Below are 22,014 nucleotides of genomic sequence, written 5' to 3' on the forward strand. Positions count from 1 at the left end.
GGGCTCAGGGGTGGTGCTGGTCCGAGGGGGCGTCAACGGCCGCGGTGGTCGCGGGGACGGGCTCGGCGGGGGCGGCCTCGGCCGGGGAGGCCTCGGCGGGGGCGGACTTGAGGGATCGGGAGACCCACGGCGCCCGGTGGAAGAGCGCGTGCAGCAGGGCCACGGTGAACGCCCCGACGGCGACGCCGCTCTCCAGCAGGATGCGCGGGGTGGGCGAAAGCTGGGCGTAGACGCCGGGCACGAGGATCGGGAGCAGGCCGGCGGCCAGGGCGACGGCGACGATGAAGGTGTCGGTGTGGTCGTCCAGGCCGGCCCGGCCGAGGAGTTGGATGCCGAGCACCGTGATGACGCCGAAGACGACCAGTGCGGTGCCGCCCACCACGGGCGCGGGGATCGCGTTGACGAGCCGGGCGACGGGCGCGAGGAACCCGATGACGATCAGTACGAGTCCGGCGGCCACCGTGACGAAGCGGCTGCGTACGCCGGTGAGTTTGACGATGCCGATGTTCTCGCCGCTGGTGACCATCAGGGGCAGCCCGAAGAAGCCGCCCGCGAGCGAGACGAGCGCGTCGCCGCGGATGGTCCTCGGCGCGTCCCGGCGGGCGTCGGGTTCCAGGCCGACGGCCTCGCTGTTGACCACGGTCTGCCCCGTCGCCTCGGCCATCGAGGCCAGGCTGTAGACGAGCAGGGGGAGCGCGGCGACGAGGTTGAACTGCGGGGTGCCGAACGGCATCAGCTCCGGCGCGTGCAGCAGTCCGCCGCCGCCCGCCAGATGCACCTCGCCGAGCAGGGCGGCGAGCGCGGTGCCGGCCAGCAGGCCGAGCATGACGGAGAGCTGGCGCAGGGTGCCGCGCAGCAGTCCGTAGGCGACGACGGTGAAGGCGACGGTGGCCAGGCCCAGCAGCAGGGCGCGCGGCTCACCGAAGCCGCTGGTGCCGGGACGTCCGGTGACCAGCAGGGCGCCGACCTTCACCAGGTTCACGCCGACGATGGTGATCATCGTGCCGATGACCAGGGTGGGGAAGAACTTCAGCAGCCGTGAGAACACCGGCAGCACGACGAAGTAGAAGACGCCGGTGATGATGACCGCGCCGGTCGCCGTCCGCACTCCGTGCTGGTCGGCGATGGAGAGGAACAGCACCAGCGGCGCGCCGCCGGGCAGCATGACGAAGGGCAGCCGCGCCCCGATGCCCCACGGTCCGAGGGACTGGATCAGGGAGCCGATGCCGGAGAGCACGAAGGCGGCGGCCAGCAGGTTGGCGGTCAGCGCGGGTGTGAGGTGCAGCGTCGCGCTCACCAGGAAGACGCTGGAGATCGGGGTGGCGGCCATGACCAGCACGTGCTGGATGCCGAACAGCAGCATCCGGTGCACGGGACGGTAGGCGTCGACGGGGTGGCGGCGCCGGTCGTCGGCCTGTGCGGCGGTCTCGGGGTCCGGGGCAGCGGGTGGAGCGGTGCGTAGCGACACGGGGGACTCCGTTTCGAGGTCGACTCGCTCGGTGGTTCGGCCTTCTTCGATGGCCCGGACGGCGGCCAAATCGATTTGGCCAAATCGATTTGGCCGCCAGTATGGAAGGGCTGAGGGGGTGAGTCAAGTGGCTGCGGCGAGCCGCTGCGGGACGGCACATGAGCGTGCCGCTCCCGCATTCCGCTCCGGCATTCCGCTCCGCATTCCGCTCCCGGGCCCGCCGGAGTCGTGCGCTCCTCGGGCGGACGACGGTCGGGCGCGCCGTGGCGGGGGACGCGCAGGAACGCTGCCGCTCAGGAACGCTGCCGCAGGGGGACCCCGGATCGGGCACGCTGAGGGTCGCTGCCGCAGGGGGACCCCGGATCGGGCACGCTGAGGGTCGCTGCCGCATGGGGCGCGGACCGGGCACGCTCAGGGTCGCTGCCGCATGGGGCGCGGACCGGGCACGCTCAGGGTCGCTGCCGCGGGGAGTTCCGGATCACCGTCAGGGAGACCGCCGCGGCGGCGAAGCCGAGGACTGCGCCGGCCGCCACGTCGCCGGGGTAGTGCACGCCGGTGTGGACCCGGGCGTAGCCCACGGCGACCGCCAGCGCCCCGAGGGGCACGGCCGCCGCGGGCAGCGCGACGCCGACGGCGGTGGCGAACGCGGTCGCCGACGCCGTGTGACCCGACGGGAAGGACGCCGACTTCGGCATGGGGACGTGCCGGTCCACGATCACCCGGGCCTCTTCGCGATCGGGCCGCCGACGGCGGACCATCCGCTTGCCGCACAGGTTCGCCGCCGCCGAGGCCAGCGCGACCGCGCCCACTCCGGCCAGCGCCGCCCGCCGGGAACGGCCCGGCGCGAGCGCGAGAAGGGCCGCGACGGTGAGCGAGATCTTCGAGTGGTCGGCCGCGTGCGACAGCCGCCGCAGCGCGCGGTCCAGGGTGGGCGTGGGGGTGGCGGCCACGGCCGCGTACAGCGCCCCGTCGACCGCGCGGAGGTCGCCGAGGACGGCGGCGGCGGTGGCCTCGGCCCGCGTCAGGGCCCGGCGGGCCGCCGCGGCGGGCGGGGCGGAGATGCGGTGGGGCACGGTCGTCTCCTCGCTCGGGGGCCGCCGTGCCGCGGGCACGGTCCGGGTGCTGCTCGCTCCGTCGCCCGGGTGGGCGCTGCCGTGCCCAGCCTGCGCACTGCCGCGGCTGAGAGCGTCCCGGCCGGTCCGTACGGGTGAGTCAGGAGCCGGCCGCCATGCTGCGGCGGGCTGTGGGGGGCGGACCGTCCTGGCCGTGGGTCCTCCGGGTCTGGTCACGGCGGTACGCCCTTCCCGGGGGGCCAGTCACGGCCCCGCCTCCTGCCCGGGGTGGCCGGTGACGGCCCCGTCTCCTCCCCGGGCTGGCCGGTGACGGCTGTACGTCCTCCCCGGGGTGGGCGGTGACGGCTGTACGTCCTCCCCGGGCTGGCCGGTCACGGTCGTACGCCATCCCTGGGTGACCCGTCACGGCTGTGCGTCCTCCAAGGCGGGCCTCGTTTCCGGTGTTCGGGCGGTCGGGTGGCGGGTTTCCCGGTCCGCGGCCAGGGCGAACAGGCCGGCGGCCAGCGACACCACGCCGCCGACGACGAACCCGGCGCGGGCGCCCCAGCGCTCGCTCAGCCAGCCGACGCACAGCGCGCCGAGCGGTGTGGAGCCCTGCATCACCAGGGTGTACAGCGCGAGGACCCGGCCGCGGTAGCGCGGGTCGCTGCCCAGCTGGACCCGGTGGTTGGCGGCCTGCGCGAAGTAGATCGTGGCGAAGCCGGTGAGGAAGAGCAGAGCGACGGTGGCGGCCGGCGCGGGAGCCCAGCCGACCGCCGCCTCCAGCAGCCCGAACCCGATCGCGGCGCCCGTCACGAGCCGTGCGGAGGGCCGGCTGCTGCGCCCGCTGGTGGCGAACGCGCCCAGCAGCGACCCGGCCGCGAAGACCGTCGTGAGCAGCCCGAAGGAGGAGGCGCCGGTGTGGAACACCGTCTTCGCCAGCAGGGGCAGGGTCAGCTGGAAGTTGAGGCCGACCAGCCCGATCACGGCGACCAGCGCCATGGGGACGGCCAGGTCGGGCCGCCCCAGTGTGTAGCGCAGCCCGTCGATCACCCGGGCGCGGCGTGCCTCGCGGGGCGGCCGGAGCAGTTCGGCGGGGCGCATCAGCCGCAGCCCGGCCACGGTCGCCAGATAGCTGAGGGCGTTGACCAGCATCACCCAGCCGGTGCCGAACGCGGTGAGGAGCAGTCCGGCGAGCGCCGGCCCGAGCACCCGGGCGATGTTGAAGTACGCGGCGCTCATCGCGGAGGCGTTCGGCACCACGCTCGGGGCGACGAGCTCGCTGATGAACGCGAGGCGGGCCGGTACCTCGACGGCGTTCACCAGGCCGAGGCCGAGCGCGAACAGGTGGATGTGCCACAGGGCCACCGCGTCGGCGAAAACCATCAGCGACAGCAGCAGCGCGAGCACCGCCGACACCAGGTTGGCCACGGTCAGCAGGGTCCGCTTGTCGTGGCTGTCGGCCAGCCGGCCGCCGTACAGCGTGAACAGCATGGGCGTGAACTGCAGTGCCGTCACCGTCCCCAGAGCGACGGCGGAGTCGCCGGTCAGGCCCAGCACGAGCCAGTCCTGCGCGACGACCATCATCCAGGTGCCGGCCACCGACACGATCTGTCCGGCGGCGAACAGCCGGAAGTTGCGGGTGCGCAGGGCGCGGAAGCGGAACGACAGGGGAGCGGTCACGCCCGTCATCCTGCGGCAGGCCTCATGAGCGCGGCTCGAGGTACACGCGGCGCCGCTGCCGCGGGTGCTTCACCCGGAGCCGTACGGCTGAGGCGATGATTTTCTGCCCGTCAGCGGGTCATCCCTTCGTCTGGAGGCCACGTAAGGAGATCCGTCATGCCGGAACACAGGGCGGCACGGCAGCCCGTCACCGAACTCGACGCCCGCTACAGCTCCGCGCTCAACCCCCGCCCGGGCGCCGAGGACGTCACCGCCACCGCATGGGCACAGGCCGAGCGGCTCCTGGCGGCCGCCGAGATCTTCTGGGTGTCCACGGTGCGCCCCGACGGCCGGCTGCACGTCACGCCCGTGATCGCCGTCTGGCACGACGGAGTGCTGTACTTCGCCACCGGCCCCGCGGAGCAGAAGGCCCGCAACCTCGGCCGGCACGCGCAGTGCGCGCTCACCACCGGCGGCAACTCCCTCACCTCGGGCCTCGACCTCGTCGTCGAGGGCACGGCGGAGCGCGTCACCGATCCGGCGCTGCTGGAGGAGGTGATCACGGCGTACGAGGAGAAGTACGGCGCGCACATCACCTCGGCCGAGGGCACCTTCCACGGCATGGGCGACGCCCTGCGCAAGGGCGACGTGACGGCGTTCGCGGTCGCCCCGGCCACGGCGTACGGCTTCGGACGCGACGGCGGGGTGTACTCCCACACGCGGTGGTCGTTCTGAAGGACGACGAGCGTCAGCCCCGCAGACGACGGGCCGCCTCCACCAGGCCGGCGGGCAGCCCCGGGCCGGCGCAGGCGACGTCGATCAGCAGGTCACGGTAGGCAGAGCGGGGCATGCCGGCTGCCACCGTGAGCAGTTCGTCGAGGGCGGCCGACGAGCCGTCGAGCCGTGCGCGGTAGGCGGCGCCGGCGGCACGCAGGGTGGACTCGGCCGGCTCGTGCGCCAGCCCCTGGCCGGCCAGCCGCACCGCGGCGGCGAAGTCGCCCTGCTCGGCCCGCAGGTCGGCGAGATCGAGGTACAGCGACCAGTTGCCCGGGTCCAGGACGAGCGCCCGCTCGAACGCCGCCGCGGCCCGGTCGTGATCGCCGAGCTTGCGCCAGGTGCCCGCGCGCACGACCTCCGTCATCATGATCCGTTCGACGCGGTCCGCGCGGTCGCAGAGGGCGAGGGACGCGTCGGTGAGCCCGCAGGCCCGCAGCAGTATCGCCATCTTGGCGAGCGGGTCCGGTGACGGGGCCGGCCGGCGGGAGGCGACCGCGTCGATGACGCGGAACCAGGGCCGCAGCCGCTCCCGCGTCTCGTCGCTGTCCAGGTCGTGGCCGTGGTCCATCGTCCGCATCGCGGCCTCGGCCAGCGCCTCGGCGCTCACCGCGCCGACGAACCGGTCGTCGCCGAACCAGGGGGCGCGGGCCCAGGCGACGTCCGGTCGTACTCCCGTGACCGAACCGATGGCCAGCGCCGCGGTGTCCATGTCGCCGTCGAGGAAGCCGACGTAGGACTGCGCGAGTACGTTCGCCAAGGAGCCGCCGCCCTGGACGGCCCCGGCCGTCTCGGCCCGCCGCTCCGTCCACAGCTCGGCCAGCGCCCCGTACGGTTCCGGGTCCTCGGGCGCGGAGGCGATGGCACCCGCGAGAAAGTGCACCGCTGCCGCCGGGCTGCCCCCGCAGTGCGCCATGACGCGCGCGAGACCGACACCGGCCGTGATTCCTTGGTTCGACACGCCGGGAGGATATCCCCGCGGTGATCACCGGCAGAAGGCTCCGGGTCCCCGGTGCCTGAGGGAATGCCCGGGCGGACACCTCGGTTACAGCTCTCGTGGCTGACATGGACCGACCAAGATCGTGGTCGTGTCGGTCCGGGAAAGGAGAGCCCCCATGGCACGCAGCACCGTGCGTCCCGTCGTCCGGCTGAAGTCGACGGCCGGGACCGGTGTCACCTATGTGACGCGCAAGAACCGCCAGAACGACCCCGACCGGCTGATCCTGCGCAAGTACGACCCGGTGGCAGGACAGCACGTCCTGTTCCGCGAGGAGCGCTAGGCCCCGCGACGCGCCGCGACGCGGGGACGATCCGAACGACAGGCGCCGGAGCCGGTGTCCCGGCGCCGACGGCCGGCCCGGGCCTCACACGAGGCGCGGGTCCGCCGCGTGCCGGTGAGAGTGATCAAGACGTGACCTGTACGGCAAATCAGGCCGCGGCCCGTTCCATCGCCGCGAGGACGGCCTCCACGGCGGTGTCGTACAGGGTTTTCGGGTCGACGGCGCTCAGCTCGTCGATGTGGGCCCGGGTGACGGGGTAGTCGCCCTCCGGGAGCCGGGCGTACACGCGGGTCCAGGTCGTGCTGTCCTTCTCCCGGACCTCCGGGTCGAGCGAAGCCAGTGCGGCGGAGTGCGCACACAGTCCCAGTGTGGTGTCGACGAAGGTCCGGTAGAAGAGCACGGTCTCGGCGGGGGACAGCCCGGCCCGCGCCAGGGTGGCGAGCTGCAGCTCCACCAGCCGGCGCTCGGCCGGCCCGCCGGTGGTGCGGGCGAACGTCAGCGTCGTGATCGCCGGGAGCCGGGTCTGGACCCGCCAGGTGACCTCCGCGATCCGGCGCAGGGTGTCCTGCCAGGGCTCGCCGGCCGGTGTCTCGCCGAGCTCGTCGAGGATCATCTCCAGGGTCCGCTCGCTCAGGGCGAGCAGCAGCTCGTCCTTGTCGCGGAACAGCCGGTACAGGATGGTGACGTCGACGTCCAGCTCCTGACCGAGCCGGCGCATCGTCAGACCGCCGACACCCTCGCGCTCGGCCAGTGCGAAGGCGGCGTTCACGACGGCCTCCTGCCGCACACTCCTGCGTTCGCGCCGCCCCGTGCGCCCGGTGCCCCCGGGCTGCTCCCGATGGGGTGCGGTCGCCGTCTTCTTCGGCATGGATCTCCTCGGTCAGGGCTGCGACGGCACACCGGCCACCCGGCGCCCACGGCGCCGGCCTGCCGCGAAGCGACCTTACCAATGGGTACGGACCGAAACTGCCAACAGCGTTGACAACACCGTTGGAGTCCGGTTCCTTGGTCGCACCACATCGGCCACCGGGCGATGCGCCCCGGCCACCCGCGGCCGCTCCCGCACCGGCCGCCCCGCCGTCCCCTCCGCCTCCGCGCAGTCAGGAATCCCATGAGTCGACACCTGCGCCTGGCTCTCGTCCAGGCCCCCGCCGAGTCCTTCGAGCAGTTCGCCGAGGGACTGCGGCGGCGCATGACGTCACCCAACCGCGCCGACCTCGTCGTCTATCCCGAGGCCCATCTGTACTCCCAGGGCACGGACGCGCTGACCGAGGAGGAGATCTGCGATGCGCACGCGGAACCGCTGGACGGACCGCGCGGCAAGGCGCTCGGCGGCCTGGCCCGTGAACTCGGCATCTGGCTGGTCCCGGGCACCGTGCTGGAACGGGCGCCGGACGGCCGGGTGCACAACACCGCCGTCGTCTACGACCCCCACGGCGACCTCGTCGCCCGCTACCGGAAGATCTTCACCTGGCGGCCGTACGAACCGGTCTGCCCAGGGCGCGAGTTCGTCGTCTTCGACATGCCCGGCCACGGGCGGGTCGGCCTGTCCGTCTGCTACGACAGCTGGTACCCGGAGCTGACCCGGCACCTGGCCTGGATGGGCGCCGAACTGGTCCTGAACGTCGTCCAGACACCGACCGCCGGACGCGCTCAGGAGATCCCCCTCAACCAGGCCAACGCCATCGTCAACCAGGTCTGGGTGGCCAGTGTGAACGCCGCCGCCCCCACCGCGCACGGCCGCAGTCTCCTCGTCGACCCCGAGGGCCACATCCAGGTCTGCTCCACCGGCGCTGAGGACACCACCTTGCTCAGCGTCGTCGACTTCGACCGCGTCCCGGCCGCCCGCAAGTACGGCACGAGCGGCGACTCCTGGCCCTGGGACCACTTCCGGCCCGGCGACAGCCCCCTGGAACTGCCGCTGTACGGCGGCCGTATCGACCCCGCGACCTGGCGCCCGGCGGTCTCCCCCGAGACCCCCGCCGCGCTGCGCCCCGCCGAGGGGAGCGAGGCCCGATGAGCGCACAGGTGCAGCTGTCGCCCCGCCTGTCACTGGCCTCGGTCGTGACGTTCGGCCTGGCCTACATGGCGCCCAGCCTGGTGATGGTGATCTTCGGCGTGATCTCGGGCGCCAGCGCCGGTACCGCGCCGACCGCGTTCCTCGTGGCCACCGGTGCCATGTTCCTCACCGCGCTGAGCTACGCCAAGATGGCCCGGCACCACCCCGTCTCCGGTTCCGCGTACGTCTACGCCCGCAAGCTCATCGGCGCCCCGGTCGGCTTCCTCGTCGGCTGGGCCGTGCTGCTGGACTACCTGTTCCTGCCGATGGTGGCCTGGCTCGTCCAGTCCCTCTATCTGAACGCGCAGTTCCCGGCCGTCCCGGTCTGGGCGTGGATGCTGCTCAACGCCGGTCTCACGACACTCGTCAACGTCATCGGGCTCACCCTGACCGACCGCGTGAACAAGCTGCTCACCGCTCTCGCCGTCTTCCTCGTGCTGCTGTTCGTCGCCTACTGCCTGGTCCACCTCGCCCACCACGCGCCCACGTCGTACACGGCACCCTTGTGGAACCACGCGACCAGCCTCGGCGGCCTGTCGACCGCGGCTGCCGTCGCCGCCTACTCCTACCTCGGCTTCGACGCCGTGACCACGCTGTCCGAGGAGACCCGGGACGCCGAACGCACCATCCCGCGCGCCGTCGTCCTCGTCATCGCGATCGGCGGCCTGCTGTTCGCCGCGGTCGCCTACCTCATGCAACTGGTCCACCCCGGCGGCGTGTTCGACAACCCCGAGATCGTCGCCTACACGATGTCCGTCCAGGTCGGCGGCCAGACCTTCGCCGACTGGACCAACCTGGCCGGCATCGTCGGCGGATTCGCCTCGGGCCTCGCCGTGCAGCTCAGCTCCAGCCGTCTGATGTACATCATGGGCCGCGACGGCGTGCTGCCCCGGCGGGTGTTCGGCGCGCTGAACACCCGGACCATGACACCGGTCTACGGCATCCTGGTCACCGGAGCCATGTGTGTGCTCGGGCTCGACATCTCCCTGGCCACCGCCACGTCGTTCATCAACTTCGGCGCGTTCCTCGGCTTCACCGTGGTCAACGTGTGCGTCATCACCTACGGGATCCGCCACCGCGGCACCCGCGGCGTCGGACTGATCGGCTACGTCGTCGTCCCCGCCCTCGGGGCCTGTGTCACCGTCTGGCTCATCACGCGCCTCAGCACGACCGCGCTGACCATCGGGGGCTGCTGGCTGGCCGCCGGATGCGCCTGGCTGCTCTGGCTGACCCGGGGGTTCGGACGCCCCACCCCCGAACTGGGCGCGGACGAGGAAGCCGAGACCCGCCGGCCCGCGGCACAGTCGCTGTCGGGCACCTGAGACAAGTATCCGGTAACGATCTCCCTGCGCACCTTGTGGCAGGTTGCCCCCCTTCTAGCATCCGATCATGCCCTTCTTCTCGACTCGCGGCCGCACCCCGCGTCTCGCCCCGGAACTCGACGACGCCGACCTCGGCAAGCTGCTGAAGCGCCTGCTCTCGGCGTCCAGGCTCAGCATGGCCGGAGGGACGGAGATCTGCGTGGCGCAGATGGCCCAGGTTCTGGAGCCCGACGACCAGAGCACCGACCGCAGGGCACACCGTCTGGCCGTCCTCGCCGAGTTCCTCTCGGCGTCCCATCTGCCCGGCGCCTGGGCGAGGCGGGAACCGCGCAACGCCCGGGCGCTGGTGCTGCACGCCTGGTCCGCACTCGAACACGGGCGCGGCACCGGCCGTATGGCCGATGCCGCGGCGGCCTGGAAGCAGTGCCTGCTGGCCGCCGAACTCGCCCCGGAGGATCCCTCGCCCTGGGTGGTGATGCTGGGCATCGCCCGCCTGGAGCGCTACGCCGAGCGCGAGGTGTTCGCCGTCTGGAACGAGACCGTGGCCCGGGACCGCTGGAACCGTGAGGCCTATCTGAGCATGCTGGCCTACCTCAGCCCGCAGGAGGCCGGCTCCCTCGGCCAGGTCCTCGAGTTCGTCGGCTCGCTGCGCACCCGGATGCCGGCGAACGCCCCCTGCGCGTCCGTCGAACTCGCCGCGCACCTCCTGCAGTACCACTCCGCCATGGCCCGCGGCGGGACCGAGGCGCTGCTGGCACGCAACCACTGGAACGGCGAGCGGGCGGCGCAGTACCTGGACCGGGCGCTGGCCACCTGGCCCAGCCCGGCGTTCTTCTCGCACGCCGCGGCCGTCGCCGACCTCAATCTGCTCGCCTACGCCCTGACGGCGGCCGGCGGCCCCCGGGAGACCGCCCCGGTGTTCGACGCCATCGGCGGAAAGGTCACCAGCTGGCCCTGGAACGTCGACGGTGACCCCGTCGCCGCGTTCGAGACGGCACGCAGCAAGGCACGCTGACCCTTCGTTCCCCGAGCAGCCGGAAGGCCCGGACCGTCACCGGTCCGGGCCTTCCTCGTCGGAGGAAGACGGCGCGGAGCGGTGCCCGGCTCCCCGATGTCGGGCAGGTCATTGTCCGCGTACGGCCCGATACCCGCCCTTTCGCGCCCCTGTGCTTGCGAGGCCTTGACGATCTGTTCGGTCGGGGTTCAACCAACGGTCGTCGCCCCAGCCGTGTGCCGTCCCTAAGGTCCCTGAGCGTTGCGGAAGAAGGGACTCATGGGCAATCACCTCGTGGTCCGGGCTCGCGGGATCACCAAGTGCTTCGGCGATGTCGTCGCCCTCGACGGCGTCGACCTCGATGTGACGCCAGGTCAGATCCACGGTCTGGTCGGACCGAACGGCGCCGGCAAGACGACCCTGCTCGGCCTCCTGCTGGGCCTCGCCGTCGCCGACAGCGGCAGCCTGGACATCCTCGGCACCGCCGTCGGGCGGTCGCTGTCCGCCCCTGAGGGGGTCGCCGGGTTCGTGGACGGGCCCGGGCTCTACCCGTCGCTCACCGCCCGGCAGAACCTCGCCGCGCTGGCCGCCCTGCGCGGCCGGGGCGCCCGGACGCCCGAGGTCGGCGACGTACTGGACCGGGTCGGGCTGAGCGACGTCGCCGACGACCGGGTCCGCGGTTTCTCCCTCGGCATGCGGCAACGGCTCGGCCTCGCCGCCGCCCTGCTCAACCGCCCGCGGCTCCTCGTGCTCGACGAACCCGCCAACGGCCTCGACCCGGCGGGCACCCGGCATGTGCGCGGCGTGCTCACCGCCCTCGCGGCCGAGGGCACCGCCGTCGTGCTCTCCAGCCACCGCATGGACGACCTGGAAGCCCTGTGCTCCGAGGTCACCATCCTGGCCACCGGACGCGTCGTCTTCTCCGGACCGCTCGGCAAACTCGCCACGCAGAACAGCGCCCTGGACTACCGGCTGCTCACCTCCGACCCGCGCGCCGCACGCCGGCTGGCCGCGGACGCCGCCGGAGTGAACGTCGCCGACGACGCCGTGCCACGGCCCGACGGCGAGGCGATCGTCGTCCGCGCGGCCGTGCCCGCCCTGGACGCGCTGGTCTCGGCGCTCGTGCACGCCGGCGTCGCGGTACGCGAACTCGCCCCCGTCGTCTCGCCGTTGGAGGCCGCCTTCCTCGCCCTGACCGAGCAGCCGCAGGAGGCCGGCCGATGACCGCGACCGTCACCCATGACAGCGTTGCCCTCACCCCCCGGGTGTCCGTGCCGCGCGGCTACCGCTTCGAACTGGTCAAACTCCTTTCGCAGTGGCGGATCCGCCTGCTCCTCCTCGTCTGCTGGCTCGCGCCGGGACTCTTCGTCGCCGCGGTGAGCCGGCAGAGCACCCTGCCCGTCGACACCCTCTTCGGCCGCTGGATGCACGCCACCGGCTGGGCCGGGCCGCTGGTGCTGCTCGGCTTCGCCGGGACCTGGGCGCTGCCGCTGCTGACCTCGGTCGTCGCCGGTGACGTCTTCGCCGTCGAGGACCGGCTCGGCACCTGGCGCCATCTGCTCGTGGCCGTGCGCTCACCCCGGCGGATCTTCGCGGCGAAGGCACTGGCCGGCCTCACCGTCATCCTGCTCACCGTGGCCGGCCTGGTCGCCTCCGGCATCGCCGGCGGACTGCTGGCGGTCGGCAACCAGCCGCTGGTCGGCCTCGACGGCCATCTCCTGACCCCCGGCGACGCCGCGGCGAAAGTCCTGCTCGCCTGGGCCTGCGCCCTGGCACCGACCCTGGCCCTGGCCGCGATCGGCCTGCTCGGCTCCGTCCTGCTGGGCCGCTCGCCGATGGGACTGCTGCTGCCCGCGCTGGTCGCCCTGGCGATGCAGCTCGCGCAGATGCTCCCGTTGCCCGTGGCGGTCCGCCTCGCCCTGCCCGGCTACGCCTTCGTCTCCTTCAGCGGCCTGTTCACGAGCCCCGCCCAGCCGGCCCCGCTGCTCATCGGCGTCGCCGTCAGCCTGGTCTGGGCGGTCACCGCGACCGTGCTGGCCTATGTCCTGTTCCTGCGGCGGGACTTCAGCAATCCGGCCTACGACGGATCGCCGCGCCGCGCGCTCACCGCCGGCGTCCTGCCGCTCGCCCTGCTGGTCGCCGCGGGCGCGGCCGTCGTCACCGCGACGACGGGCGCCACCGGCTCCGGGATCGACCAGGACAAGCTGCAGCGCTCCCTGGCCACCGAGTTCGCGCACCTGTACCGCATGCAGACCGGGCAGCTGAACCGGCCCGACGTCACCGAGGCCGCGCTGAAGACCACGGCGGCATGCACCAAGGGCGGTCTCAGGACCGCCGCCGAGGGCCCGGGCAACGACTGGCGCTGCGTCGTCACCTGGCACCTGCCCGGCATCCAGGCCGCAGGGACGGCCGTCTACCAGCTCGACGTCACCGCGGACGGCCGCTTCATGGCCGACGGTGACGGACCGAAGGAAGTCAACGGCTACTTCCTGGTGCGCACCGCGACCGGTGACGCACCGAACCCCCTCTGGCAGTTCGACGGCAACGTCGAGCTTCTCCCCGCCACCCCGAAGGGATGACTCCATGCAGGTAACACGCCGTCGCCGGCGTGTCGAGAAGGGCGCCCCCGGCCTTCTCGCCAGACGCCTCGGCCGCCGTATACCCCTGGTCACGGCCGGCACCACCGCTCTCGCCGTCGTGGCCGCGGGCGTCGCCTACGCCCAGACCCACCAGTTCGGCACCGACCAGGTCGGCCAGAACACCGATCAGGGCCAGGTCATCTCCAGCGACCAGTACATCGCCCCCTACGGCGACCGTCTCGTCATCAACGACGGCAAGATCATGTCGTCGGCCCTCAGCCCGGACGGCAGCCACCTCGCCGCCGCCGTCACCGACGGCGGCAGCGCGCTCGCCCTCGTCGACCTGAAGACCTACAAGGTGCAGCAGGTCGTCGGCACCGCCGCCGCGTCCAACCCGCGCCTGAAGAGCAACAGTGTGGGCCAGGAAGGCCCCACCTACTCACCCGACGGCAAGCAGCTGTGGCTCGGCCAGACCGACGGCTACACCCGCTTCACCGTGAACCCGGACGGCACCGTCACCAGCCCGGTGTCCGTCACGATCCCCGCGGACGGCACCCAGCACGCCCTCGTCGGCGAGCCGGTCTTCTCCGCCGACGGCTCCACGGTGTACGCCGCGGTCAACGGCCAGAACCGGGTCGTCGCCCTCGACGCGGCGACCGGCGCCATCCGGCAGAGCTGGGCCGTCGGCAACGCGCCGCGCGACATGGTCCGCGTCGGCGGCAAGCTCTACGTCAGCAACGAGGGCGGACGCCCGGCCAAGCCCGGCGAGACCACCATGAACTCCTACGGCACCCAGGTGCCGGCCGACCCGAAGACCGGCGCCACCACCACCGGCACGGTCAGCGTCATCGACCTCGCGCACCCGGCCGCCGCGCCCGGCAGCATCGACGTCGGACTGCACCCGACCGCCCTGTACGCCAAGAAGGGCGCGCTGTTCGTCACCGACACGGCCTCCAACGACGTGTCGGTCATCGACACCGCCCGTGACAAGGTCGTCCAGACGATCGCCACCCAGCCGTGGCCCGAGGCGTCCGTCGGCTACGAGCCGGACGCCGTCACCGTCACCGACGACGGCCACCTGCTGGTCACGCTCGGCCGCGCCAACGCGGTCGCCGTCTACCGGTACACCAGCGCGCAGGAGCCCGTGAGTTACGTCGGTCTGCTCCCGACCGACTACTTCCCCGCGGAGATCGCCACCGCCGGCGACCAGGTGTACGTCTCCAACACCCGCGGCATCGACGCCCGCCGCCCCACCACCAAGGCCGGGCACGCCACCCACGACACCACGTCCAGCGTGCAGCGCTTCACGCTGCCCGACGACAGCGTCACCCGCGCGCAGACCGCCAAGGTCTTCCGGCAGAACGGCTGGAACGGCGGCAGGGTCGCCTTCAGCCGGCCGCGCAGCAACCCGCGCCCGGTGCCGGTGCCGGCGCGGCTCGGAGACCCCTCGGCGATCAAGCACGTGTTCCTCATCGTCAAGGAGAACCGGACCTACGACCAGGTCTTCGGTGACATGCCGGAGGGCAACGGCGACGCGTCGGTGACGCAGTTCGGCGAGAACGTGACGCCGAACCAGCACGCCCTGGCCCGGCAGTTCGGCCTGTACGACAACACCTACGACATCGGCACCAACTCCGCCGAGGGCCACAACTGGCTGATGCAGGCCGACGACCCGGAGTACACCGAGTCCTCGGCCGGTGAGTACCAGCGCAGCTACGACACCGAGAACGACGCGCTCGGCCACCAGAAGTCCGGCTTCCTGTGGACGGGCGCGCAGGCGGCCGGGAAGTCCGTACGGGACTTCGGAGAGTTCCAGTCGGTGGAGACCAAGCCGGCCGGCGCGACCTGGCAGAACCTGTACTGCGACGCCAAGGACATGGCCGCCACCGGCAAGCCGACCGCGTACCCCATCCAGACCGGTTCGGCGATCCCCTCGCTGAACGCCGTCTCCGCGCCCGGCTTCCCGATGTTCGACCTCGACGTCCCGGACGTCTACAAGTACGAGATCTGGAAGCAGGACTTCGAGAAGCACGGCCCGGCGGACCTGAACATGTTCTGGTTCTCCAACGACCACACCGGCGGCCCGGCGAGCGCGACCGCGCAGGTCGCCGACAACGACCTCGCGGTCGGCCGGATGGTCGAGGAGATCTCCCACAGCAAGTACTGGAAGGACTCGGCGATCTTCGTCGTCGAGGACGACTCCCAGGCCGGCCTCGACCACGTCGACGGCCACCGCGCGCCGGTCCAGATCATCAGCCCCTGGGCCCGGCACGGCGTCGTCGACAGCCACTACTACACCCAGATCACGATGATCCGGACCATCGAGCAGATCCTCGGGATCCACCCGATGAACCAGAAGGACAGCGCGGCGACCCCGATGCGCGGCGCCTTCACCCCGCGCGCCGACCTCACGCCGTTCAAGGCGCTGCCCAACCGGGCCTCGCTGACCGACGGACTGAAGACCCCGCCGCCCTGCGGCACCGACACCCCGGCGGCACAGAACCCGCGGGCGGCGGCCGTGCCGTCGGCCAAGGTCCCGGCGGACAAGCGGCAGCTCGCGGCCGAGTGGGACGCCTGGAAGGCGAAGCAGCGCCTGACGGGCCCGCACGCGGTGCCGGACTTCGCCAACCCCGCGCAGATGAACCACTTCACGTGGTACCAGACGCACGAGTGGAAGAAGCCCTACCCGGGCGAGAACACGATCTACGCCCCGCAGGACGTGCCCGGCGCCTTCATCCCCTCGGCGGAATCCGACGGCTGACGCCCCCGGGTTCCCGCCCGACGGCTGACGCGGTCCGCCACCCCATGAACGAGGCCCCCGGCCGGCAGCAGCGCCGGCCGGGGGCCTCGCCGTACCGTCTGCGGCCGGGAAAAGCCGCCGGCCGCCGTCTCGTCGCTGGTGCGGCGGGCGGCTCAGGGATGCCGGGCGTGCACCGGATCGTGGGCGACCTCGTCCGGGCACCTCCCGTGCTCCCCGCGGGAGCAGCGGTCACGCCGCCAGTCGAACGTCGCCAGCGCCAGCGACGCCAGCATGCCCACGAGGGCCGCGGCCAGCGCCGTGACCACGGCACGGCGATAGTCGTCGCTCCTGCCCAGCACCAGGTAGAACAGGCCCGGCAGAGCGGCCGTACCCACGGCCGCGCCGAGCCGCTGCCCCGTCTGCAGGGCGCCGCCCGCCGCCCCCGCCATCCGCACCGGCACGTCCCGCAGGGTCAGGGTGATGTTGGGGGAGACGACCAGACCACTGCCGACGCCACCGACGAGCAGGAGCGGCGCTGCGATCCACGGAGCGATGTCCAGGGGGGCGAGGAGCAGCAGCAGCGCGGTGCCGCCGAGGCCGACGACCACGGCCGCGAGACCGCACACGGTGAGCAGCCGCCCGAACCGGTCCACCAGCCGGCCGGAGCCGACCGCCGCGCACGCCGAGCCGAAGGCGAAGGGCGTCACGGCAAGACCCGAGTGCAGCGGCGAGAAGCCGAGCCCGTGCTGGTAGAAGAGGGCGAAGACAAGGAAGACCCCGCTGAAGCCGACGAAGTACAGCGTGCCCACGGCCGCACCCGCGGCGTACCCGCGCACCGTGGTGAACAGCCGGGGATCGAGCAGTGGCTGGGCGCCGCGCGCGACGAGCCGGTGCTGCCACCAGGTGAAGGCGACGAGGACCGCGGCACCGGCCGGGAACAGCCACCACACTCGGCCGATCCCGCCGGAGTCCGCCTGCACCAGCGGGTACATCAGCGCCAGCACACCGAGCCCGAGCAGCGCCACACCAGGCCAGTCCACCTGCCCCCGGCCCGAGCGGCGGGTGCGCGGCAGCAGCCGGCGGCCGAGCAGTACGGCGAGGATGCCGATGGGCACGTTGACGTAGAAGATCCACCGCCAGCCCTGCGCGCCGGACGCCAGGGCCAGGATGGCGCCGCCGGTGATCGGTCCGGCGGCGGCGGAGACTCCGACGGTCGCGCCGAAGAAGCCGAAGGCGCGTCCGCGTTCGGCGCCGCGGAACATCTGCTGGATCAGCGCGGAGTTCTGCGGCGCCATGAAGCCCGCCGCCAGGCCCTGGGCGAGACGGGCCACCACCAGCAGCGTGATGTCGGGGGCCGCCCCGCAGGCCGCGCTGAAGACGACGAAGCCGGTCAGGGCCAGCAGGAAGATCCGGCGCCGGTCCAGGGCGTCGCCGAGCCGTCCGGCGGTGACCAGGGCGAGGGCGAAGGTGAGGGCGTACCCGGACACCACCCACTGCACCTGCGCCGGGGAGGCGCGCAGGTCGTGCTGGATCGTGGGCAGGGCGACCGCCACGATCGTCACGTCCAGCAGACTCATGAATCCGGCCACCAGAGTGACCCACAGGGCCCGCCAGCGGTGCGGATCCGGCCGGTACCCGGCGTCCGGGTCCCGGTCGTTCACCGCTGACACCTGCGCTGTCACAAGGGCTCCTTCCACCCGGGGCCGGTGCAGAGACGAATCAGGTTCCCCCACCGGAGTACGGGCACACACGGGTGCCCGCAACCCGAGACGACGGCTTGATGATCACCGGCTGTGGATGGCCGCCGTGGTGAAGAAGCCGGTGGCCGCGGCGGAGATCAGGGCGCAGACGGCGAGCAGGGCGGTACGTCGCATGGACGGGTTCCTTCCTTGTGGGGGCAGGGGGAGGTGACGGACCTGCTCAACGCCGGTCACGGCCGTCCCGCATCGCCACAGACGCGGCCTCCACTCGAACGGACGCGCCGCGCGGGCCCGCCGTCCACCGGGCGCAGCCCGATGTGACGTGCGATGTGACGTGCTTCCTTGCACGCGGGGCGTCCGATGCGGTGACCTCTCTTCGCACGTCTGGACGAAAAACCGTTATCCGGTGTTCCCTCAGGGATCTCCCATGTGACGGACCACGACGTTCGACGTCGACGACAGGGGAGCTGGGCATGAACACAGGGCACACGATGGATCCCGCGGCACTGGTGACCGCCGCCCGGGACGGCGACCAGGCGGCCCAGGACGCGCTGGTCGGCGCGTTCCTGCCGCTGGTCTACAACATCGTGGGCCGGGCGCTGAACGGCTCGGTGGACGTGGACGACGTCGTGCAGGACACCATGCTGCGGGCGCTCGGCTCGCTGGACGACCTGCGCGACCCCGCGAGCTTCCGTTCCTGGCTGGTCGCCATCGCGATGAACCAGGTGCGCGCCCACTGGCACAAGCAGCAGCCCGCCCAGGGCCCGGTGGAGGACGCCTGGGACGTCGCCGACCCGGGCGCCGACTTCGTCGACCTGACGATCGTGAGGCTGCAGCTGTCCGGGCAGCGGCAGGAGACCGCGCGCGCCACCCGCTGGCTGGAGCCCGACGACCGGGGGCTGCTGTCGCTGTGGTGGCTGGAGACCGCCGGTGAACTGACCCGGGCCGAGGTCGCCGCCGCGCTGGAGCTGACCGCGCAGCACACGGCCGTGCGGGTGCAGCGGATGAAGGCCCAGCTGGAGGCGGCCCGGGTCGTGGTACGGGCCCTGGACGCGCGGCCGCGCTGCCCGCAGCTGCACGCCGACCTCACCGGCTGGGACGGCCGGCCCTCGGCGCTGTGGCGCAAGCGCATCGCCCGGCACGCCCGCGGCTGTGCGCGCTGCTCGGGCCTGTGGAGCGGTCTGCTGCCCGCGGAGGGCCTGCTGGCGGGGCTGGCGCTGGTCCCGGTCGTCCCCGCGCTCCTGGACCGGCTCCGCTTCGCCGCGGACACCGTCGTCCCGGCCGGGGCGACCGTGTCGGTACGGACGGGCGGGCACGGCGCGACGAGGCCCGGCTCCCGTGGCGCGGCGCGTCGCAGGCGGCGGCTGCGCAGGCGGGCGGTCGGTGGCGCCGTCGTGGCGGCCTGCCTGGCCGGCGGCGGCCTGGTCTACACCCTCCTGCCCGGTGGGGGCACGGAGGAGGACGCCGCAGCGGCCCGGAGCGTGGAGCCGGCGATCGTGCCGGAGCCGGCCTCGGCCGGCCCCGGCGCGCACACCGCACCGTCCGTCTCCGCGAGCCCCAGCCCCAGCCCCACCCCCAGCCCGTCCGCGTCGGCCACCGCTTCCCCGTCGCCGAGCGCGAGCGCCACGACCGGCCCCGGCAAGGCGGCGCCCGCGCGCAGCGCGCCGCGCCGGGCCACGTCGCAGCCGGCCGCGGCACGCGGTGCGGCCGCCCAGCCGGCCGGGTCCGACCCGGTCTCGCAGGTGATCGCCCTGGTCAACAAGGAACGCCAGGCGGCGGGCTGCGCCCCCGTCACCCAGGACGGCAAGCTGACGAACGCCGCCCAGGCCCACTCCGACGACATGGCCGCCCGGAACTACTTCGAGCACAACACGCCCGACGGCACCGATCCCGGCCAGCGGATCACGGCCGCCGGATACCGCTGGTCGACGTACGGGGAGAACATAGCCAAGGGGCAGCAGACTCCCGACGCGGTGATGACGTCGTGGATGAACAGCCCCGGCCACCGCGCCAACATCCTCAACTGCTCCTTCCGCAACCTCGGCGTCGGAATCCACGACGGCGACGGCGGGCCGTGGTGGACCCAGGACTTCGGCACCGAGCTGTAGAGCACGCAGCGACCGGAGCACCCCGCGACGCCGGGCGTGGTCCGGATGGCAGGTCCCAGGGGGGCGGCTTCAGCTCAGCAGCGCCTCCTGCGGCCCCATCACCACCACGGGCTCCTTGGCCGCGTCCAGGACGCGCAGCAGCGCGAGCATGTAGGACTTGTCCATCGCGACGCACGCGTTGGTCGGGCCGCCGTGGTCCACATGGAGCCAGACCCCGCCGCCCTTGTCCTCGCCCAGGGGCCGGGCCTCGTCCAGCGGGCTGCTGCCCGGCACCCGGTTGTAGTCGATGGCGATCACATAGTCGAAGGCGCCCTCCAGCGGCTCCCCGAGATGGCCGGTGCCGGACGCGGTGAACGCCTCGTCCTGGTCGTACGGCAGCCGGCTGCCCGGGTCGGGCAGCAGCCCGCCGGCGTTGCTGAGCCGGAAGACACCGATCGGCGTGCGCAGGTCGTTCAGGTCGTGGTCCTCGGTCCAGCCGCGCAGCCCATTGCGGGCGGGCCAGGGACCGGCCACGGCGTGCCAGCCCAGGCCGGGGGTCTGCTCGTACAGGACGGCCCGTGCCTCGTTCGTGTCCGCGGTCGCGCCGCTGACCACCAGCACCTGCCGCGAGGCCGCCGGGATACGGGCGCGCATGGCCGGCCCGACGCCGGGCAGCGGGCGCGGGACGACGCGCGGGGGAGCGGAGTGGGCCGAGGGCCCGCCGGCCGGCGGCGCGCCGTGCGCGGACGGGTGCCCGGCCGGCCGTTCGCACCCGGCGGTGCCCGGCACGACGACGCACACGGCTGCGACCAGGAAGGCCAGGGCCCTGCTGCGGTTCACTGCGACCTCCGACGGGGGGCGTGGACGAGTGATGCATAACCATCTGGTCCGCCGCCCTGCCCGCCGCACCCGATTCCTCCCCCGTATGGCGCGCCGTCAGAACCCGGGGAGCGGCCGTCCGATCACGCCGGACCCGCCCCGTCGCCGCTCCCTGGTCCGGGCCGACCGACGGGAACCCGTCTACGAGGGCGGCGCGCCGAACGATCCCGGCTGCCCGTTCAGCCGTACGGCGGCGAGGGCGATGTACAGCTCGGCGGAGGACTCCGCGTCCGTGGTGCGCCGCCCGGTCAGCTCGGCGATGCGGCCCAGGCGGTACAGGACCGTGTTGCGGTGGCAGTGCAGCCGGCCGGCCGCCGCCGTCGTCGAGCCGCCCGCGGTGAACCAGGCGTGCAGGGTCGCCAGCAGCGTGGCCCGCTCCTGCGGGGGCAGGGCGAGGACGGGCCCGAGCACGGCCCCGGCGACCTCCTGCGCGGTGTCGGGTGAGGCGGCGGCCAGCAGGGAGACGGGCGCGCTGCCGTACAGATGGGTGCCGTGGGTGCCGTACGGCAGGCACTGCACGGCCAGTTGCGCCTGCCGCCAGGCCGCCGGGGCGTTGACGGGGGAGGTGAAGGCGCGGCTGACGCCGACCCTCGACAGGGCGATCGCGGTGAGCTGCTCGACGGCCACCGCGAGGGCCTGTTCGTGGGGGAGGGCCAGCAGGCCCACCCAGGCCCCTATCTGCTGCAGCCACTCGGAGCCGATCCCGGCGCCGCCCAGGCGGCCGCGGACGCTGGGCAGCGGCTCCACCCGGTCGTGGACCTCCGCGCAGACCACCACGAACGGCCCCTGCCGGTCGAGCTCCAGGACGCGGGCGATCTCCCACGCGCTCGCGTGCGTGCCGGCCCGGCCCTCGAGCAGCGTGGTGAGCATCATCGAACGGGCGGCGGCGTCGCGCCGCGAGCGCTCCTCGACAGCGGCCCGGTAGGCGTCCGCCGCCGCGCCGGAGTAGTCGTCGATGGCCGCCCACATGTCCGAGGCCAGGTGCAGCAACTGGACGGTGCTCCCGTCGTCCACGGCGGCGGCGAGCAGCCGGTCCCAGACGAAGCGGCCGGCCAGCCGGTAGGCGTGCAGCAGCGCGGCCAGCTCGATGCCCTGCTCGGCCTTCAGCCGGCCCGCGGCGCGGGGCGCGTCCAGCGTCGTGGGGCGCCCCTGGAGCGCCGTGAACATCGTGGTCAGGTTGTCGCGTACGACGGTGCGCAGCTGTGCGCGGCCCAGCACCGTGCTCTCGGCGTAGGCGTGTTCACCGCCGAGGATCTGGTCGGTGAGGTCCTCCGCGAGCCGGTCGACCTCCGTCAGCAGGCGGCCCACCAGTTCCACGACCCGGTCGCCGGCCCTCAGCTGTGGCGTCACGGGCGCAGTGTAGCCGGGCGTGGTTGTGCGCCGGCACAAACACGGGCCGCCTTTTCCCGCCGCCCGCC

At 73.2% G+C, this 22,014-nt stretch carries 17 protein-coding genes; 9 read left to right on the plus strand and 8 right to left on the minus strand.

Annotation, left to right across the window (positions count from 1 at the left end):
* Window positions 1-4 precede the first annotated feature (4 nt).
* The 3 genes from ACZ64A_RS06395 to ACZ64A_RS06405 all read right to left on the minus strand — a co-directional run bounded on the left by ACZ64A_RS06395 (window position 5) and on the right by ACZ64A_RS06405 (window position 4,203).
* Window positions 5-1,363 (minus strand): uracil-xanthine permease family protein, encoded by a 1,359-nt coding sequence (locus ACZ64A_RS06395; protein WP_469809080.1) that lies wholly within the window; start codon window positions 1,361-1,363, stop codon window positions 5-7.
* 554 nt (window positions 1,364-1,917) lie between these two features.
* Window positions 1,918-2,529, minus strand: coding sequence for a phosphatase PAP2 family protein (locus ACZ64A_RS06400; protein ID WP_469809081.1), 612 nt, complete (start codon window positions 2,527-2,529; stop codon window positions 1,918-1,920).
* A 414-nt stretch (window positions 2,530-2,943) separates the two neighbouring features.
* Entirely contained in the window at window positions 2,944-4,203 is a 1,260-nt protein-coding gene (locus tag ACZ64A_RS06405; RefSeq protein ID WP_469808578.1) for an MFS transporter, read from the minus strand.
* 156 nt (window positions 4,204-4,359) lie between these two features.
* Here ACZ64A_RS06405 and ACZ64A_RS06410 point away from each other — a divergent pair, with 156 nt between their 5' ends.
* A complete protein-coding gene (locus tag ACZ64A_RS06410; protein WP_469808579.1) occupies window positions 4,360-4,917 on the plus strand; it encodes a pyridoxamine 5'-phosphate oxidase family protein in 558 nt (185 codons plus the stop codon).
* A gap of 13 nt (window positions 4,918-4,930) precedes the next feature.
* Here ACZ64A_RS06410 and ACZ64A_RS06415 read toward each other — a convergent pair whose 3' ends face one another.
* Window positions 4,931-5,917, minus strand: coding sequence for a tetratricopeptide repeat protein (locus tag ACZ64A_RS06415; protein WP_469808580.1), 987 nt, complete (start codon window positions 5,915-5,917; stop codon window positions 4,931-4,933).
* Window positions 5,918-6,071: 154 nt separating this feature from the next.
* Here ACZ64A_RS06415 and rpmG point away from each other — a divergent pair, with 154 nt between their 5' ends.
* Window positions 6,072-6,236 (plus strand): 50S ribosomal protein L33, encoded by a 165-nt coding sequence (gene rpmG / locus ACZ64A_RS06420; protein WP_469808582.1) that lies wholly within the window; start codon window positions 6,072-6,074, stop codon window positions 6,234-6,236.
* A 148-nt stretch (window positions 6,237-6,384) separates the two neighbouring features.
* On the opposite strand, the gene ACZ64A_RS06425 is transcribed toward rpmG, so the two are convergent.
* A complete protein-coding gene (locus tag ACZ64A_RS06425) occupies window positions 6,385-7,104 on the minus strand; it encodes a TetR/AcrR family transcriptional regulator (protein ID WP_469808583.1) in 720 nt (239 codons plus the stop codon).
* Window positions 7,105-7,347: 243 nt separating this feature from the next.
* Here ACZ64A_RS06425 and ACZ64A_RS06430 point away from each other — a divergent pair, with 243 nt between their 5' ends.
* The 6 genes from ACZ64A_RS06430 (at window position 7,348) to ACZ64A_RS06455 (ending at window position 15,951) form a co-directional block, all read left to right on the plus strand.
* Window positions 7,348-8,256: a carbon-nitrogen hydrolase family protein gene (locus ACZ64A_RS06430; protein ID WP_469808584.1), complete on the plus strand. Its 909-nt coding sequence runs from the start codon at window positions 7,348-7,350 to the stop codon at window positions 8,254-8,256.
* Window positions 8,253-9,617 carry an APC family permease gene (locus ACZ64A_RS06435; protein WP_469808586.1) on the plus strand — a complete coding sequence of 455 codons (1,365 nt, stop codon included), beginning with the start codon at window positions 8,253-8,255 and terminating at the stop codon, window positions 9,615-9,617. The genes ACZ64A_RS06430 and ACZ64A_RS06435 overlap by 4 nt, the downstream gene beginning before the upstream one ends.
* Before the next feature lie 67 nt (window positions 9,618-9,684).
* Window positions 9,685-10,632, plus strand: coding sequence for a hypothetical protein (locus ACZ64A_RS06440; protein ID WP_469808587.1), 948 nt, complete (start codon window positions 9,685-9,687; stop codon window positions 10,630-10,632).
* Window positions 10,633-10,890: 258 nt separating this feature from the next.
* Window positions 10,891-11,835 (plus strand): ABC transporter ATP-binding protein, encoded by a 945-nt coding sequence (locus ACZ64A_RS06445; protein WP_469808589.1) that lies wholly within the window; start codon window positions 10,891-10,893, stop codon window positions 11,833-11,835.
* Window positions 11,832-13,190, plus strand: a complete 1,359-nt coding sequence (locus ACZ64A_RS06450; protein ID WP_469808590.1) for an ABC transporter permease — start codon at window positions 11,832-11,834, stop codon at window positions 13,188-13,190. The genes ACZ64A_RS06445 and ACZ64A_RS06450 overlap by 4 nt, the downstream gene beginning before the upstream one ends.
* A 4-nt stretch (window positions 13,191-13,194) precedes the next feature.
* Window positions 13,195-15,951 carry a bifunctional YncE family protein/alkaline phosphatase family protein gene (locus ACZ64A_RS06455; protein WP_469808592.1) on the plus strand — a complete coding sequence of 919 codons (2,757 nt, stop codon included), beginning with the start codon at window positions 13,195-13,197 and terminating at the stop codon, window positions 15,949-15,951.
* A 152-nt stretch (window positions 15,952-16,103) separates the two neighbouring features.
* Here the strand turns inward: ACZ64A_RS06455 and ACZ64A_RS06460 are convergent, their stop codons facing one another.
* Window positions 16,104-17,612 (minus strand): MFS transporter, encoded by a 1,509-nt coding sequence (locus tag ACZ64A_RS06460; RefSeq protein WP_469808593.1) that lies wholly within the window; start codon window positions 17,610-17,612, stop codon window positions 16,104-16,106.
* A gap of 491 nt (window positions 17,613-18,103) precedes the next feature.
* Between ACZ64A_RS06460 and ACZ64A_RS06465 the strand changes: the two genes are divergently transcribed.
* Window positions 18,104-19,738 carry a sigma-70 family RNA polymerase sigma factor gene (locus tag ACZ64A_RS06465; RefSeq protein WP_469808594.1) on the plus strand — a complete coding sequence of 545 codons (1,635 nt, stop codon included), beginning with the start codon at window positions 18,104-18,106 and terminating at the stop codon, window positions 19,736-19,738.
* A gap of 69 nt (window positions 19,739-19,807) precedes the next feature.
* Here ACZ64A_RS06465 and ACZ64A_RS06470 read toward each other — a convergent pair whose 3' ends face one another.
* Window positions 19,808-20,557 (minus strand): hypothetical protein, encoded by a 750-nt coding sequence (locus ACZ64A_RS06470; protein ID WP_469808595.1) that lies wholly within the window; start codon window positions 20,555-20,557, stop codon window positions 19,808-19,810.
* A 180-nt stretch (window positions 20,558-20,737) separates the two neighbouring features.
* A complete protein-coding gene (locus ACZ64A_RS06475) occupies window positions 20,738-21,946 on the minus strand; it encodes a PucR family transcriptional regulator (protein WP_469808596.1) in 1,209 nt (402 codons plus the stop codon).
* Between the last annotated feature and the right edge of the window lie 68 nt (window positions 21,947-22,014).

The sequence above is a fragment of the Streptomyces sp. NPDC104814 genome (assembly GCF_055583185.1).

Coding starts and splice junctions, on each gene's coding strand:
- ACZ64A_RS06395 (WP_469809080.1), bottom strand. CDS start 1,363: ATGCTGCTGTTCGGCATCCAGCACGTGCTGGTCATGGCCGCCACCCCG.
- ACZ64A_RS06410 (WP_469808579.1), top strand. CDS start 4,360: ATGCCGGAACACAGGGCGGCACGGCAGCCCGTCACCGAACTCGACGCC.
- rpmG (WP_469808582.1), top strand. CDS start 6,072: ATGGCACGCAGCACCGTGCGTCCCGTCGTCCGGCTGAAGTCGACGGCC.
- ACZ64A_RS06425 (WP_469808583.1), bottom strand. CDS start 7,104: ATGCCGAAGAAGACGGCGACCGCACCCCATCGGGAGCAGCCCGGGGGC.
- ACZ64A_RS06430 (WP_469808584.1), top strand. CDS start 7,348: ATGAGTCGACACCTGCGCCTGGCTCTCGTCCAGGCCCCCGCCGAGTCC.
- ACZ64A_RS06435 (WP_469808586.1), top strand. CDS start 8,253: ATGAGCGCACAGGTGCAGCTGTCGCCCCGCCTGTCACTGGCCTCGGTC.
- ACZ64A_RS06440 (WP_469808587.1), top strand. CDS start 9,685: ATGCCCTTCTTCTCGACTCGCGGCCGCACCCCGCGTCTCGCCCCGGAA.
- ACZ64A_RS06445 (WP_469808589.1), top strand. CDS start 10,891: ATGGGCAATCACCTCGTGGTCCGGGCTCGCGGGATCACCAAGTGCTTC.
- ACZ64A_RS06450 (WP_469808590.1), top strand. CDS start 11,832: ATGACCGCGACCGTCACCCATGACAGCGTTGCCCTCACCCCCCGGGTG.
- ACZ64A_RS06455 (WP_469808592.1), top strand. CDS start 13,195: ATGCAGGTAACACGCCGTCGCCGGCGTGTCGAGAAGGGCGCCCCCGGC.
- ACZ64A_RS06465 (WP_469808594.1), top strand. CDS start 18,104: ATGAACACAGGGCACACGATGGATCCCGCGGCACTGGTGACCGCCGCC.